At 51.4% G+C, this 16,469-nt stretch carries 9 protein-coding genes and 2 pseudogenes; 6 read left to right on the top strand and 5 right to left on the bottom strand.

The features are described 5' to 3' along the window. Positions 1 to 260 precede the first annotated feature (260 nt). The 5 genes from CRP01_RS40990 to CRP01_RS40970 all read right to left on the bottom strand — a co-directional run bounded on the left by CRP01_RS40990 (position 261) and on the right by CRP01_RS40970 (position 8,226). A complete protein-coding gene (locus tag CRP01_RS40990) occupies positions 261 to 1,256 on the bottom strand; it encodes a sugar phosphate isomerase/epimerase family protein (RefSeq protein WP_099155917.1) in 996 nt (331 codons plus the stop codon). Between the two features lie 99 nt (positions 1,257 to 1,355). Next, a complete protein-coding gene (locus CRP01_RS40985; RefSeq protein WP_099155916.1) occupies positions 1,356 to 2,654 on the bottom strand; it encodes a pyridoxal phosphate-dependent aminotransferase in 1,299 nt (432 codons plus the stop codon). A 396-nt stretch (positions 2,655 to 3,050) separates the two neighbouring features. After that, positions 3,051 to 3,323 carry a PepSY-like domain-containing protein gene (locus tag CRP01_RS40980; RefSeq protein ID WP_099155915.1) on the bottom strand — a complete coding sequence of 91 codons (273 nt, stop codon included), beginning with the start codon at positions 3,321 to 3,323 and terminating at the stop codon, positions 3,051 to 3,053. Positions 3,324 to 3,584: 261 nt separating this feature from the next. Next, positions 3,585 to 5,546, bottom strand: coding sequence for an alpha/beta hydrolase family protein (locus CRP01_RS40975; RefSeq protein WP_099155914.1), 1,962 nt, complete (start codon positions 5,544 to 5,546; stop codon positions 3,585 to 3,587). Positions 5,547 to 5,859: 313 nt separating this feature from the next. Beyond that, complete coding sequence (locus CRP01_RS40970; protein WP_099155913.1) at positions 5,860 to 8,226, bottom strand: transglycosylase domain-containing protein; 2,367 nt, start codon at positions 8,224 to 8,226, stop codon at positions 5,860 to 5,862. Between the two features lie 996 nt (positions 8,227 to 9,222). Between CRP01_RS40970 and CRP01_RS40965 the strand changes: the two genes are divergently transcribed. From CRP01_RS40965 to CRP01_RS43120, 6 genes and pseudogenes are all read left to right on the top strand, one after another. Further along, positions 9,223 to 9,801, top strand: a complete 579-nt coding sequence (locus CRP01_RS40965; protein WP_143473765.1) for an RNA polymerase sigma factor — start codon at positions 9,223 to 9,225, stop codon at positions 9,799 to 9,801. A 52-nt stretch (positions 9,802 to 9,853) separates the two neighbouring features. Next, entirely contained in the window at positions 9,854 to 10,624 is a 771-nt protein-coding gene (locus tag CRP01_RS40960) for a hypothetical protein (RefSeq protein WP_143473764.1), read from the top strand. A gap of 184 nt (positions 10,625 to 10,808) precedes the next feature. After that, positions 10,809 to 12,704 (top strand): S8 family serine peptidase, encoded by a 1,896-nt coding sequence (locus CRP01_RS40955; RefSeq protein ID WP_099155910.1) that lies wholly within the window; start codon positions 10,809 to 10,811, stop codon positions 12,702 to 12,704. A 187-nt stretch (positions 12,705 to 12,891) separates the two neighbouring features. Then, on the top strand, positions 12,892 to 15,951 hold the full coding sequence (locus CRP01_RS40950; protein ID WP_170110759.1) for a CHAT domain-containing protein: 3,060 nt from the start codon (positions 12,892 to 12,894) through the stop codon (positions 15,949 to 15,951). A gap of 213 nt (positions 15,952 to 16,164) precedes the next feature. Continuing rightward, positions 16,165 to 16,338: pseudogene (locus tag CRP01_RS43125) on the top strand (transposase); the annotation flags it as partial. Next, positions 16,339 to 16,469 (top strand): annotated as a pseudogene (locus CRP01_RS43120) (IS3-like element ISLbl1 family transposase); the annotation flags it as partial.

Below are 16,469 nucleotides of genomic sequence, written 5' to 3'. Positions count from 1 at the left end.
CAAATACAAATCAGCATAATTTTTTCACTCTTTTGCTTGCATGGGAACACAGTTCATCCTGAATTTTTTCAGGACTCAAAAATAATCTCGTAGCGGTTAAACATTCGTAGAAAAATAGTCGAAATGCTGGTTTCAATCTCAGTGAGGTCGGAAAACGCTTATCAGTCTAAATTCTACGAATATTCGATCTCCCTGAGGGCATACACCGCATTTTATAAAATTCGGGGTGATTAATGCCTGATCGGGCTATCGTCCGTGATCTATTCAAAACGTTTTACGTAATCCAGAAATTTAATGGCGGTGGCGTCCAGGTTCTCAATAGAACCGCCTCCATCCAGTACCTCACACATTTCGTAGACCAGATAACCCTGGTAGCCCACTTCTTTGAGCGTCCCGAAAAAGGTATCGTAATCGACGATCCCCTCTCCCATCGGTGTGGCCCGGATAACGGGTTTATCCGCCACGTAGTTGGTCAGGGTATTTTCGTAGTGGTAACGCGGCAGAACGACGTAGTCCGCCGCAATGGTATTCGCGATAAAAGGCTGCATTTTTTTCACGGAGGCTTTGATCTCCTCTTTGGAAAGTCCTTCCAGCGTAGGCGACCAGGCATCCCAGCCCGCCACTACATTTGGCATATTGATTTCCTTCAGCAGCCAGTACATCGCATCGTGGTGCAGGGCAATATCGTGGTGATTCTGTACGACAAGGGTCACGCCGTGTTTCGCAGCTTCCCGGCCCGCCAGCTGGATGCCTTCCAGTACCGTGGCGTATTGCCGGTCGTAAGGAATCCCGGGACGCTCGTAACCGGTAAAAATGCGGACCATATTGGTTCCCAGGTCTTTCGCCAGTTCGGCTACCTGCCCCAGATAGGCCGCCTGGATCTCCGTGTGCGGGATCCCAGGTTTGTCGAGACCGGCCGTAAAATCGGAATATCCGGCCAGACCGACGAGCGTCAGCCCCAGGTCCTCCATCTTCTTTTTGAGCCTGGCCCGTTCTTTTTTATCGTAATCCAATGGAGACAGATGGGGGCGTTTGGCCATCAGCATGACGCCGTCGTATCCGAGCGCTTTGGCCTTTTCCAGAAATTCGTCTACACTCAGACGGGCCTGCCCCCGCCACATCCCGGCGTAGCCAATGGAATGCAGGCAGGTCTTGACCTTGAAATCGGCAGCATTCCCGGTAGGTAAATCCTGAGCCGTTAAAACCGGCAGCAAACCAAAACACAAAACAATGAGGATCGGTAATGTCTTCTTCATGATTGGATGGATCGTTTAGGTATGTTTATTTTATACAATGCCTGGTGAATTTGCCCTGTAACTTCCCATTCCGGTCAGCAGTAGGAAAGCTGGTACGCCTTACTGCTGCAGATCCCCTACCCAGTCGGCAATCCGGTCCATCGCTTCCAGTACCCGCGGGCAGCAGGCCTGCATGAAAGCGTCGTCCAGCGGTTTATCGCCGTGGGAAGCGGCCATTTTCAGGGCTTTTTCCCCGTCGAAATCCACGTAGGACAAGCGGGCGGTCAGCTCTTCCGAAGGGCGTCCGAAATCGTAACTGGGCAGCAAGGCCACTCCCGTTTCTTCCAGCAATTGTTCGCACAGGTCCGCACTACTCTGGACGCCCCGCTTTTCGAGCGCTTTTTGGTAGTGGGAAAAATCCGGGAACAGATAAAAACCACCCTGGGGTTCGGGCGTGTGAATATGCAGTTCCCTCAATCGCCGGTACAGATATTGCCCCAATACCCGCAAGATCCGCCGGGATTCGTGCAATTGCCGTTCAATGACCGGATGTTCTTCAAAGGCCGTAATGGCTGCGTACTGAATGGGAGCGCTGGTGGAGGTATAGGTTTCGCTCGCCACCACCGCCATCGCGTCCAGTAACCACCGCAGATCGGGCGGAAACAGGAACATCCCCAACCGCCAGCCTCCGGCTCCACACCACTTGGAAAGGCCACTACTGACAATGGTCCCCTCCGGATAATAGCGCGCTACAGATACATGACGTCCGGAATGGTGTAATTCCCCGTATATCTCATCCGAAAGTAATATCACCCGGTATTTACGGGCAATGGCGGCGATCTCCCGCAGACGGTCTTCCGAATAGGTGGCGCCGGTCGGATTGGCCGGGTAATTGATGATCACGATGCGGGGCCGGTCGGGATCCATCTTGCAGAGCGCTTCCAGTTCTTCCGGGCTGAGTCGCCAGTCATTTTCCGGGTGGGTCTTCACCCAGTTTACCCGGCGACCGATGATCATGGCCTGCGGAGAGTAGGAAACCCAGCTCGGCATCGGCATCACCAGATCGCCGTAATAGACCAGTTGCAGCAGGAACAGCAATTCCTTGGATCCCGGACTCACCATAATATCTTCCGGTGAGTAATCCAGTCCCTGCCTGCGTTTGAAATAGGTAGCGATGGTCTGCCGCAACGGATAGAGCCCCTGCACCGCCAGATAATCCTTCTGGTGGGCATTTTTTTTCAGGGCTTCCACTACCGGTTCGGGTACCGGGAAAGGAGATTGGCCGAAGCCCAGAAAAAAGATCTCTTTCCCCTGAGCGGCCAGTTTCCGGCTTCTTTCGTTAATGGCCAGGGTGGCCGATTTTTTGAGTCCCCGAACGTTCAGATTGAGGTTGATAGGTATTTTCTTTCTCTTTGCCATGCTCCTTAAAGTAAGGAACTGAACTTAAAGAACCATACATTTCCGCCAGGTTTCGACCTGTGATTTTTTTAAGATCATCGTCGAAACAAGAACGACAGGAACAGGATGCCTTATTGGCAGGCATTCGTCAATGAATTACAAAGGGAAAGTGGGAATGGCGTGAGCGCCTGGAAAGAAAGGTTGCACGGTAAGGGAAACGGAGCGATTGCCCAGAACCCTTTACCGTGCGGTGCATTGCAAGTGTTAACCACTTATTTTACTTCATTCCGGTTAAGGAAAGAACGCCTGAATTTGATCAGGAGCTAAATTCACGCCGGCAATAGCGCGAACTTAGCTCCTGCCCGTACTGACCGCTCAGGCGGCGGCTTTAATTTACCTACCGGATAATGGCCGGGACTAGTCGCCCATTCCAATAAAGCTACCGGCAGAATCGAACCGCAGTTCTTCACCGCTGCTCAATTCGATCTCGTAATAGATCTTATCGTCTTCTTCCTCGCGCTCGGCTTCTTCGATGGTGGCACCGGGGTAATTCTGAGTAACGTAGGAGGTGATGCTTTGCGGAAGATCAGCTACCTCGATATCGTCGTCTCCAGCTTCGCCCGAATCACAGGCGGTAAAGCCAAAAGAAAAACTAAACAGGAGGGCTAGGATAAACAGTAATCTGCGCATGACTATGGTTTTTAAGGGTTTCAGCTGACGAGCAGCCGTTAAAACAATACCGGCGAATAGCCTGATCAGGCGTTATTTACCCTTCATTTCCTGGCAAATATCGCGGCATTGTAGGTTAAACCATATTATCGGGACAGAGGTTCGGTGCCCAAAATGAAGAGCGCGGAAGAGCGCAGCCTCACTGGTGTTCCGCAGTAAAAAATATGTTACGGAACGATCGGTGGGGCCGGATAAAGGACTGCCGATCTTCTCAACAAATAACTAATCCAGCTCCCGAATGGCATGCTTTTCCCGGGCCAGCATCAGAGCGGCCGGCATATCCATATAGCGCAATACTTTGGGGTAATACGGGCCTTCCAGGTGACTGGCGGGGAGTTTGGTCAGTTCCAGACTGATCCGGTTATCCAGAAACAGGGAAGCGTAGAGGGCCATACCGGCACTAATGCCTTCGGCTTCGATGGTCAGGTCTTTCGTCTCCGAAGTTTGCAGGAAAGCCTCCAGCGCCCGCCGGATATCCCAGGTTTGCATGGCCTGCAGGGATTGCCCCAGGAGGTAATAGCGCTTTCGGATCTGGGCCTGTTTAAATTCATCGCCACTAAAGGCGGCCGGGCCCGCGCCCCGCATACTGATCAATAGTAGGGAACCTCCGGTCAATTCCCGTTGTAAAATTGCCGCTGCATCCGTTTTTGCCTCCGTCGAGGACCAGAACGGGCCGCCGGGGAAGGCTCCCGCCAGACGGGCCGACCAATCGGCCCAATTGTCCTCATCCAGCAGGATGATCCGGGTGGGTCCCTGCCTGGATCTACCGGTAGATTGCAGGTGGAATACGGGCAAGTTGGTATGCTCGTCCGATGGCAGCCGGTAGGTGGTCAACTGCATGCCCCGGGACTGCACCCTGGATTCGATGTCCATAATTGCCGGCGCATCGTTTTCGGGCCAGTTGGCAAAAATGCGATCTAGGTCCTTTCTCCACCCGGACCTGGCCTCCGCGGGGCTGGTCTCCGCCAGGACGGCATCGGTAGACGGCGCCACCGTGTTGAAAGATTCATCGATACGGGTATTGCGTTCATCACCGGGCAATGCTTTAAAGACCCGCAACTGCTCCGGTTCAAAAAACTTAACCGCCGTCTTTTCGATCAGTCCCTCCCGCTGGTAAAAATAGCGGTTGAACCACCGAAAGGCATGCACCCGCAGTTCCTGCTCGTCCCGGTGGGGCCCGGCTGTGATGTTCAGGGCCAGCTGATCTCCGGCTCCGAGTTGTTCGTAGATCTGCCGTACCTGCCGGTATACCCGAAAAACGCCCTCCACCGGAAACATGATATCCCGATCGGTATTACTGATCAGCAGGGGTCGTGGGGCCAGCAGGGCGGCTACTTTTGGAAAATCCCACTGGTAGGTGTTGTACATGTACATACAATCGCAGTGATCCTCCACACAGCCGTTTACCACGTGGTCTTCCATGTCGGTGATACCCGCTACCGGGACCGCTACCTTGATGCGCTCATCCATGGCGCCGACCCACCAGCTCGTGACCCCTCCCCCACTGCGGCCGGTAATCCCGATCCGCTCGGGATCTACTTCCGGCCGGGTCAGCAGGTAATCGATGGCCCGGATACCGTTCCAGGTTTCCACTCCGGCGGGCGTATACCCACGGGATTGCCACCACCAGCGCTGGTAGCGATGCAGACCGTGGTGGATGCCCTCGATCTCACCGAGCTGGACGGTATCCAGGATCAGGCAGACGTAGCCGTTGCGGGCAAACCAGGCCGGATGGTGCTGATAATTCACCTTTGCGCCGTAGCTGTAGCCGTCCTTTTTCACATTGGCATGACCGCAGACGTAAATAATGGCCGGCACCTTTTCCTTTAGGTTTTTCGGTATATAGAGATTGCCGGTAACGTACAGGCCCGGCATGGATTGGAAGTGCAGGTTTTGCACCGTAAATTCCTCGTGCTCGATCGATTCGGTCACTGTTGCTTCCAGGGGTGTTTTCTCCGGCATGGGCCAGAGTCCCAACATATCCTGCAGCTCCCGGCGGGCCTCGGTTTTATACGTTTCCCAATCTTCGATAGCGGACAGTTCCTGCTCGGTGCGCAGCTTGATGCGCTCGGTTTCCGCGGCGAAATAATCATTGAGCTGAGTATCAAAATCCCAGACCGGCGGATCTGTATTTACCGGGGAGAGGATCCAGAAGGTCAACAGACTGGCAAGCAGGTATTTCATGGATGGAGGAGATAAGCAATCATACTATTGGCGGAGAGGGAGACCAGGAGACGCTGAGAAAAGGAGAAAGGCGTTGCGCTTTATCCTTCTTCTGGTATCCTGTCTTTCTCATTTTGTCCAGTAGTATGATAAGCGATTAAATAGGTTAGGATTGAAATGGGGGCGAAAGCAGATTGCATCACCGCTTCTAAGATAATAAGAAAGTTGAGTGTAACCTTATTAACCACCAGATCCGTAATAATTTATCACGATCCCGGACATAGCATCTAATATCGGCCGGACGGCCAGTGCAAAGGACTACAGACCGGAGATCCTATTCATTGTCGCTGGTAGCTGCCGGCATAGGACTCACCTGGATGGAGGCCACCGCCGTCGGCAGTTGCTCCAGCGTATCGCGTTCCTGCCAGATCACGTTCGGGCAATTCAGCATGGATTGCACTTCCAACGAAGGTTCCGGGAAGGTAGCTTCGCTTAGTTCCTGGAAATCGCAATCCTGATTCACCTGCAACATGAACTCCGCAAAGATCGGCAGGGCGGTATTCGCTCCCTGTCCCAGCCGTAGATTACGAAAACGAACGATGGGATATTCGGCGCCAACCCACACGCCCGTCACCAGCCGGGGGCTATAGCCCATAAACCAGCCATCGGAATGATTCTGGCTCGTGCCGGTCTTGCCGGCCAGATCATTGTTCAGCTGGTAGCGATACCGCAAACGCATGGCGGTACCTTTGACCGGAGATTTTCGCAACATTTCGTTGATGATATCGGCTTCCTGTTCTTCCAGTACATGTTCCCAGCGGCTGCTGTCTACCTGCGATTCAAAATCTACCAGTACTTTGCCTTCGGGCGTCTCGATGCGGCGGATGTAGTTCAGTTCCGGGCGTTTGCCCCGGTTGGCGAAAGTACCGTAGGCGGTCACCATTTCTTCCAGAGACGCATCGGCTACTCCCAGAGCAATTGCGGGTACGCCGGGGATGTGCCCCTTAAGGCCTAATTGCGCCGCCAACTCGGCAATTGCTTTGGGTCGGGCCCGCAGAGCAGTTTGCACGGCGATGGTATTGACGGAATGGATCAAACCACCCTCCATGGAGTAGACGCCACCGTATTTGTTATCCGCGTTGCGGGGTTTCCAGCCTTCGTACCGCCAGTAGGTGGCCAGCACATTCGGCGTGTAAGCACAGGGGTGAATGCCCTTTTGGATCGCTTTGGCGTAGACAATCGGTTTGAAGGTAGAACCCACCGAACGGCGGGACCGCACGTGGTCGTATTTGAAGTATTGATGATCGATCCCGCCGACCCAGGCCCGCACCGCCCCCGTTCCGGGATCGGCCGCCAGAAAGCCGGCATTGAGAAAAGAAAGGTAGTGCCGGATGGAATCCAGGGGACTCAGTTCCACCTTTTCGTCCACACCGGGAGCGCGATAGATCCAGGTTGGATGGGGGACGGATAGGATGGAGTCGATCGTGGTTTCCGGCAGACAGCGTTCGGCCAGTCTCCGGTATACTTCCGACTGGTATACTACTTCCCGGAAAAGGCTGTCGCTTTCCCACGGCGTCTCGTCCCCGAGGTGTTCGGTAAAATCTCGCTGTAATTTCGTCATGTGCCTGGCCACGGCAACTTCGGCGTAGGTCTGCAGGCGGGAATCGATCGTGGTAAATATCTTCAGGCCGTCGGTATACAAATTGTAGCCCAGGCCATTCTCTTTCCGGAGTTTTTGTAGTAATTCTTTCAATTCCTGGCGAAGGGTCTCCCGAAAATGGGTTGCCGGACCTTCGTTTACGGTCAGGGGCTGGTATTGCAATTGCAGCGGCAACTGTTGGAGCGAGTCCACCATTTTCGCGGGCAGATAGCCGTCCTGAGCCATACGTTGGAGTACGAGGTTGCGGCGTTCCAGGGATCGGCCGGGGTGATTCTTAGGATTATAACTCGCGGTGGCCTTGAGCATACCGATCAGCACGGCGGCCTGTTCCGGGCGCAGGTATTCCGGCAGCGTATTAAAAAAGCGGTGGGCGGCCACCTTAATGCCGAAAGTATTCTCACTAAAGGAAACCGTATTCAGATAGATCTCCAGAATTTCCTCTTTGGTGTAAAGCGCTTCTAGCCGCCGGGCGATAAAAACTTCTTTGATCTTATTGATGATCAGGGAATACCGGCCGTAATCCTGGCGTGGATAGAGGTTCTTGGCGAGCTGCTGCGAAATGGTACTGCCTCCTCCCTGGCTGGCGTCGTTCAGGAACAGGGTCTTGAACAATACCCGGCACCAGGCCTGCCAGTCAATGCCGTTGTGTTGAAAATAGCGGGCGTCTTCCGTAGCGATCAGCGCTTTGATCAGTATCGACGGGAGTTGTTCGTACGGCAGGTAACTGCGGTTTTCGAGATAATACCGACCAAGTATACTGCCGTCCCGGGAATATACTTCCGACGCCAGATAGCTGGAAATGTGGTGCAGATCTTCCTTTGCGGGAAGCGGACCAAAAGCACCCATACGAACGCTTTGCAGGAAAATGAACACGGCCAGAAGGGCAGCGACAGCAAGCAGGATGAGGGCGCGCACCCCAAAAGCCGCCCAGGGCCTTTTCTTCCGGAAATCGCGCCAGTCATCGGGCCAGGTTTTGACCCGGTACAGGAGGGCATACACTTTCGCGGCCTGCAGCCGCGCTGTGGGAATAAAATTGTTCATGGGATCTTTGGGGATTATGTTCTCTCCGAATGCCGGCCTGCACTATTCCATTTCCAACTCGCTGTCCCCGGGGAGCTCCTGGGACGATACCCGGACCGGTATCCGCTGATATGTTTTAGGAAAATAAAATTTGCCTTATACTTAAATTGTTAATCGTTTTTTAGACGAAAAAGATTCCTTTAAGTAACATTATTTTAAAATTTTATTGTCTACTGTAATTTTATTCTCTACCCTATGCAAATTCGGATGCCAGTCAACAGACCGTAGGTCACGCCGGAGTCCAACAAGACCGGATCAGGCAAAGCCGGTAACAACAGCGGATACTTCGGGTACGGGCAAAAAAAGATCCCGTTTTGAAAAAACGAGATCCAAGGTAACAGGTACAGGTAGACACCATATTGATCGGGATCGGAGCTGGTTGGCAACTGAACCTGACCACACTCAGATTCAGCCAGCTCTGCCCGGAATTTTATAGGAGTTTCCGGGCGATGGATCAATTCGTGTCACCTGGGGAAGGGTTGGTTAATCTTTTTGGGGTTATACGCTGTAATTGTGCCAGATATCGCGGGCTTATCCCGCTTGTACCACCCTTCCCGGTACCGGTTCATTTTTGTGTTTAACGGGCGGCATCTAAAGTCCGCCCGTGTTTGGGCTTTGAAGTGATTTAAACTTTTAGACTGCCGGCGCCACCGAGGGGATTCCTATGGCCGGCGGAGTCCCGGGCAACCGTCAGAATAAGTTTAAACCACTTCCGTAGATAGTTGAATAAGAAAAATCCGGGGTTTAGTTCTATTTCCGAAAAATTTGCTATTTTTTCGAAAGGCAGTGATTTATTATGCCTTTCATTTACCGTTCAATTACATATTGCGCATTTCCCCAAAATACCTAATCACTTTTCGGTTTTTTTTTAAATTTATTTTTCTCTAGCGATTAGATAATTCCCTTTAAATCGCAATAATGTTTGGAGCACCTTACTCAGACAATGACTTAGTCGAGATGATCTTGGCTGGAGGAGAGCAGGAAAACAAGGCGATCGCTTACATCCTAAAAAGGAACCGGAAGAAGGCCTACCATCTGGTACTGCAGCGGTATGGGAACCAGGAAGATGCCAAAGATGTCTGGTTGGAAGGCGTCACGCAACTGGTACTGATGATCGAGGCGGGCAAGTTCCGATCCGGCCATTCCATCGATGCCCTCCTCTGGAGAATATTCGAACGCATCTGGTTCAAAATGCTCAGTAAGAACAATAAAGAGCAGGAAAAAACCGAAAAACTAAAGCTAATGGAAACTAATCCCGATCCCCCGGACCTCTTCATCATCAACCAGGAACTGCGGGCCATCCTCAAAAAACTAAGCACCTTTCTGGGCGATGACTGCTTTAAAGTGCTCTACCTCCAGGCCCAGAGCTATAAAGCCGAAGAGATCCGGGAAAAAATGCCGCAGTTCAGCAGCGCCCAGGCCGTGATGAACCGGATCTACCGCTGTAAGCAACGGCTCAGTAAGGAAATTGAAACGAATGAAGCGTTACAGGTCTACCTCGATCAGCTCCGAACGTTTTATTTTAATGATAAATAATCCTATTTTAGAACATGTTTAAGGTTCTTAGTATAGGATGGAAGATGCATCCATGAGTAACGGAACAATCTTAAAATATCTTCAGGGAAAGTTACCGGAAGAAGATCGTGTCGATTTCGAAAGGCAACTGCGGGAAGATGCGGCCCTTGCCGAAGCCGTGGAGCGGGAGAAAGAGGTGCAGATTGCCGTGGATCTGATCGCACGCTACCGGAAACGGGAGCAGGTGGCAGCCATTGCCGAGGGCCTGGAAGAGGAAGCGCCCAAACGGATGCCACTGGCCAAAGTAGCGGGCAGTTTCCTGCTACAGCCGATGGGCAGAGTGGCGGCCGGTGTACTGCTACTGATCGTGGCCGGATTCGTTTTTCTGCAGCAACGTTATTCCGATGCAGCTATCATGCGATCATTCGGCCAGCGGTATGAACTAGATCTTACGGATAAAGGAGGCGGCGCCCAGGAAGAAACGCTGAAAGCTGCCATGGAAAACTATAAAGCCGGCAATTACGAACAGGCACTGGAACAATTCTCCGGATTGCCGAACACCATAAACGAATACTGGCTCGTTCAATTATTTATTGGAAACTGTGAACTCGAACTGAAACGCTACCAGTCGGCCGCCGACACCTTCAGCCGGATAGTCGGCGAGTCCGAATTCTACGAAGAGACCGCCCGGTGGTATCTGGCCTTGGCCCAATTAGGGGCCAATCGCGGAGATCAGGCCCGGGCAACACTGAATGCTATAGCACCGGGACAGTTTAACTACACCAAATCACAACAGATGCTCAGCCGGATCGATAGCCCGTTCCGGCATTTGCCCGGTATTTAAGGTGCTGCTAAAAGCACATTTCACAAAACATTTGTCCTCATTCGTTCTCGCCCGAACGTATCATCAACTGTTTACTACCCATTGGTTTGGTAGTAAGCAATTTCGTGTTTACAGGAACTTCTAATTTTAAATTGACGTTGCATCCAATTGCCTGAATTTAGCATCCATCATAAAACACAATTCTATGTCAAATGAAACTTTATCCCGTTGTAAACATTTCTTTCGCGAAGGAGCTGATGTCCGGTTAATCGCCCCAATCGCTCCCGACGAACACACCTCAATTCAGTGGTTTAATAATGGTAAAAAAATAGTGGGCGCCGATGCGCCGATAATTACCTTAACCAATTTTTCCACGGAAGGAGTCTTTCACTTTGAGACCATCCACCATGATGAAAATGAGGAACCGGAAGTTTCGGAGAAGATCACCGTTCGAAAATTGGGGGTCACCGAAAAAGGATTTTGTCCGCCGCATCAGTTAATCGTTGAGTTGGAAAGCTTTGATGAAGCTGCTCAGGAAGAGATCGCTGAACTGAAAAGGCTCCTGAAAGTCAATTCTGACACAAGAACTTGCCCGGGGAAGTTCAACTTCATTCAATTATGGGAATGGGATCCGGAGGACCATCAGGGTTTCCAGGAAGCCCGGCGGATTTTGTCCGATGAAACTTCCAAAGAAGCTATCGTCAATGATCTGGTAGAAGCGATGCTCTCCCATGGAGATAAAGCCGGGGAGATCGACCACCTGCTGCAGTCCAAGCTGCAGGAGATGAAGCGGAAGATCCATCTCAAAGAAAAACACGTAAAAAAGACCGAGGACAACTTCCTGCGTCCGCTGTCTTTTGTTGAACACGGTGACCACAGTACCGGAAAGCCGCATTTGCACGATCCGGATTTCCCGGGCACGCTCGACGTACACTTTGGCGATAGTACCAGTCGGGAATTACCTCCGGTAAACAAATTCCCGGGTATTGATAAGCAATCGGTAGTAGAGCGGTCACCGGAAAAAAGGACCGTGCTGATCGCCATTGTCGACTCCGGTATTGCCTATCGCCCCGAATCTGATCATACGGATCCGATTTTATCTTCGATCAAACACAAAAGAATTCTGAATAAGGAAGATATCTTCGGTTACAATTTCGTGGATGACAACCAATTGCCCTTTGACGATAATGGACACGGTACTGAAATTGCCCACATTATTCTTTTCGGAAAGGGGACAACTAAAAATGACAGGGTAAAAATCCTGCCGATCAAGACGCACAACCAGTACGGTATCGGTATGCTGTTCGACTGTATTTCCGGCATTTTTTATGCTATTGAAAAACAGGCGGATGTGATCAATATAAGCTGGGGCTCGGGTGGAGATCAAACCTATTTCCTGGAAAAAGCGATCGAGGCAGCTGAAAAAGAGGGCGTACTGATAATCGCCTCGGCGGGCAATGCCGGACTCAACAATGATGAAGTCAATCATTACCCTTCCAACTTTTCGCGGAAAAAAGGAGGCAAAAACAACGTAATCGCCGTTGGTGCACTCAATAAAGAAGGTACGGAATTCCTGAAGTTTGACGATTCTCAGGCGGATCCCAACAATCCTTACCACGTACACGGAAGCAGCTACGGCGAAGATACCGTTCAGATCGCCACGATCGGAGAAGGATACAAAAGTATCTATCCCCGGTACATGCAGGGTACTTCCTACGCTACGGCCAAGGTCACCCACTCGTTGGGGAAATTTTTGTTAGATCATGAACAGGCCGGTACGGCAGCTGAGAAAAAGCAGAATTTCCTGGAAATGAAAACTTTGAAAAAACCAGTGGTGGTACGGCTCAACTCTAATAGCAAAACGGTCCATGTACACGATAACCTGGGGCTGCATACCCATGACGGAACAGAAGATCACGATCATGATCATATTGGAACGGACCACGGAACAGAGCCGGAAGCAGGCGATCCGACAATGGGCATCACCCGGGGTATAGGAAGTCTGCCCGGTCAGCAAAGTCCGGACTCCGACCACCTGCCGACGGACGTGCACCGGCTTGTCGATGATCTGGACCATGATGACTCCAAGCCGGAAGCTTAACGGACTGGTAGCCGGTCTTTAAAATGAACCGGACATCTGGTCCCACAGTCTTGCGAATAATATGTTGCGTAATGCGGCCCGGTGGAAAGCCGGGTCGTACTTACCCGCCCAAGTCAACGATGTAGAAATACAACTCGTAAGCCAACACCGTTCTATCTCCCAGTACCTACTTCTAAACCCATTTGTTATGACTAAACCGATTTCAACAAACACCTGTATTCGCTATTTTTTACCCTTTATTCTTTGCTTACTTTTTCTGGCTCCGATCCAGGGGCAATCTTCCACTACCGATCCCGATGCCCAAAGGTTGGAGGAAATACTGAGCAAAATGAGACCCCTGCCATCGGTGGCCGAGGCCTGGCAATCTTACAACCGGCTCTCCGCTATCTGCAAAAACCACCAGTGGTGGGACAGCCTGCTGGTGGGCGGTTTCTGGCTGATGGAGGCTCAATGCATCGCCGGGGAATACCAGGCCGCCATCAAAACGGCAGAACGCCACATCCGGGTGGGCACCGAAAAATTGGGGCCGGATAATCAAAGGCTGGGCAATATTTATCACAAAAAAGGGATCTATCACTTCTATGAAGATGAATTTGAGGAATCGGAAGCAGCCTATCTGGAGGCTATCCGGATCCGTAACAGCGATCCCAAGCCCAAAATGCAGTTGATCGCCAATACCTACTTTAACCTTTCGGTCCTGTATCGGTTCCAGGAAAATTATCACCAGGCGGCACAGTCCCTTAACGACCTCATTATCATGCTGGAAGACAGCCCGGAATCAGAATACCTGGCCGGTGCATATCTGGAATACGGCATCCTGCTTTACTTTCTGGGTGATTTCGGCCAGGCCGAAGAGTATATGCTGCTTGGATTGGACAAATACAAGAAGATCCTGCAAGGAGTACAGGAAGGGATACGCCAGGAAGACGAACTTGGTCTATTGATCAATATTGCCTACGGCTACAATAATCTCAGCAGTCTGCACCATTACCAGACGGATGACCGGCAGGCCATGGATGCGCTTCTGGAATCTATCGCCATCAATCTGGACCTGGGAAATCAAGTTAGCCTGGCCATTTGCTACGAAAACCTGGCCACTCTACTTCACCACCAGGGAGCGTACGAGCGGGCATTGGAATATTACAATCAGGCCGAGATCATTTTCCAAAAGGAAGGCAAACTCCTGGAAACCGCCAGCGTATACGGCAACCTCGGTATCATGTATAAGTCTATCGGGGATAAGACCGGCAAACTCGCGGATTACCAAAAAGCGACCCGCTATCTGGAGCGCGCCCTACAGGGAAGGATGCGACACCAGGATGGAGAAGATTATCACCACAGCTACGCCCAGGACTACAACGGGCTGGGTGATGTTCAACTGGCCCTGGGCAAATACGAGCAGGCCCTTTCCTTTTACCAAAAGGCCATCATCAATCAGTTCAACGATTTTAAGGATGAAGATTACTGGATAAATCCCGATCTGAATCACGAAGACAACCTGGGCACGCGGATCGAACTGCTTCGACTACTACAGGATAAAGCCAATGCCCTGTTCGAATGGTACCAAGCGGGGGACGGGTCGAAAGCGGACCTGGAAAAAGCCCTGGAAACTTTTCTGCTCTGCGATCAACTGATCTTTGAGATCAGAAATGATTATGAGTCAAAAGATTCCAAACTTTTCCTGCAGAAGGAAAGCATTGCCCTCTACGAAAAGGCCATTGGCACCACCTACGAATTGCAACAGATCACCGGAGACGAGCGCTACGCCGAACACGCTTTTCACTTCATGGAAAACAGCAAAGCGGTATTATTACTGGCCAACCTGAAGGATTTTAAAGCCCGGATCGCCGCTAAGATCCCCGATTCGCTAATGATGCAGATCAACCGCCTGAAGGCCGATATCGCTTTCCGCGAAAAACGGATGATTGCGGCTAAAGTTGAAGGTGATCAGGCATTGTACAAGGAAGCACAAAGCCGGTTGCCTCAGCTGAAAAGACTTTATCAGGAAAAGATCAGGTCGCTGGAAGAACGTTTCCCGATCTATTATCAGGAAAAATACAATCTCCAGGTAGTGGGTACGAAGCACTTCCGCGAACACCTCCGGCAGACCAGCTCCAGTCTGGTGGAATATTTTGTCGGCGAAGAAAAGGTTTACATGTTTTTTCAGGCTAATCTGGACGCCCGCCCCCGGCTCTTTGCAGTAGATCTGCCGGCCGAACAGCTGGGTGAACTGAGCGATGCCGTAGTCGATAACATCAATTCGATGGATGCCGTATTCAATCCGGAAAAGATCGCCCGGTACCGCCAAAGTGCACACGAACTCTTCACCCGGATCTGGCAGCCTTTTGCCGATCTCATCCCCAGGCAGAGCCGGGTGATCATCGTGCCGGCGGGCTATCTCGGTTATGTGCCCTTTGAAGCCCTCCTTACCCGGCCGGAGGAAGGAATGAAATTTAAGAATTACCCTTATCTGATCAACGATCATCCGCTGAGTTACGCTTATTCGGCAACCATCCTGATCGAAAACCTGGAAGAGCGGCCCGCCGAAAAGCAACGGAAACTTTCCTTCCTCGGTATTGCACCGGTATTTGAGGATCATCCCTCCCTCGATCACCTGCCTTGGAACGAAGTCGATGAGATCATTCCCCTGATGGGCGGAAAATCCTTCACCCACGGCGATGCTACCCGGGAGGCCTTCTTCCGCAATGTGCCAACGGCTAATATCGTACACGTCTGTACGCACGCGCTCACCCAGGAAGAACCCTTCGATGCCTGGATCGAACTGATCGACGGCCCGGTACACATCTCCGAACTGGATACGATGGACCTGCTGATCGAAATGATCGTACTGAGCGCCTGTGAAACCGGAACCGGTGAACTGGAAAAGGGAGAAGGAATTATGAGTCTGGCCCGGCGCTTTGCGTACGCGGGCTGCCAGAGTATTGTATCCAGTCTGTGGCAGGTGAACGCTCAGTCTACCGCCTCCATCATGAAGGCTTTTTACGAACAACTGGCAGACCAATCGCCGAAGGATATCGCGCTCCAGCAGGCGAAGATCAGTTTCTTCCGAAACGAGGGCATCGATCATCCCGACGCGCACCCGTATTACTGGACCGGTTTCCTGCAATCCGGCGCCAGAAGGTCTATCGTCACGGATAACGGTACTCCCTGGAAATACCTCAAGCCGCTATTGTTCATTTTCGCAATACTGGCCGGAGGTTATCGCTGGCTGGGCTCCCGGAGATGATGGCAGAGAACCGGAGTATCACGAATTATTTCGTTTTTTCGATATAAGCGGGTGAATGCCTATGGGAGACTCGGAGAAGGGGAGAAGGGGAGAATGGGTGACGGGGAGAATGGGTGACCGGGAGACGGGGAGATTTGGAGAAGGGGTGGAATTCCTCATCATATTAGACAGTTGAATTCGGTTAGTTGCTATCTTTAAACAACAAATCGAATTATGGCAAAATTACGAAAACGCTTTACTAAGGCCGAGCGCCTGGAAATTGTTAAGCAAAGCCTGGAACCGGAAGTACGCATTATTGACTTAGCGGAACAATATGGTATTCACGCCAACACGATCTATAAGTGGCGCGACAAATATTACCTGGAGCACGGCCTTAAGAGTCAAGATCGGGGATCAGATAAGATGACGGATGAAGAGCGAGAGATCGCTCGTCTAAAGAAGCAACTACGAGAAGCGGAGTTAGAGCGTGACATCTTAAAAAAGGCCATCAGCATCTTCTCCAAGAAAGACAGGACATC

It is taken from the genome of Flavilitoribacter nigricans DSM 23189 = NBRC 102662 (assembly GCF_002646595.1).
GTDB classification, from domain to species: Bacteria; Bacteroidota; Bacteroidia; order Chitinophagales; family Saprospiraceae; genus Flavilitoribacter; species Flavilitoribacter nigricans.
The sequence above is the reverse complement of the archived record's forward strand: the minus strand, read 5'-3'. Positions and strand labels throughout refer to the sequence as shown.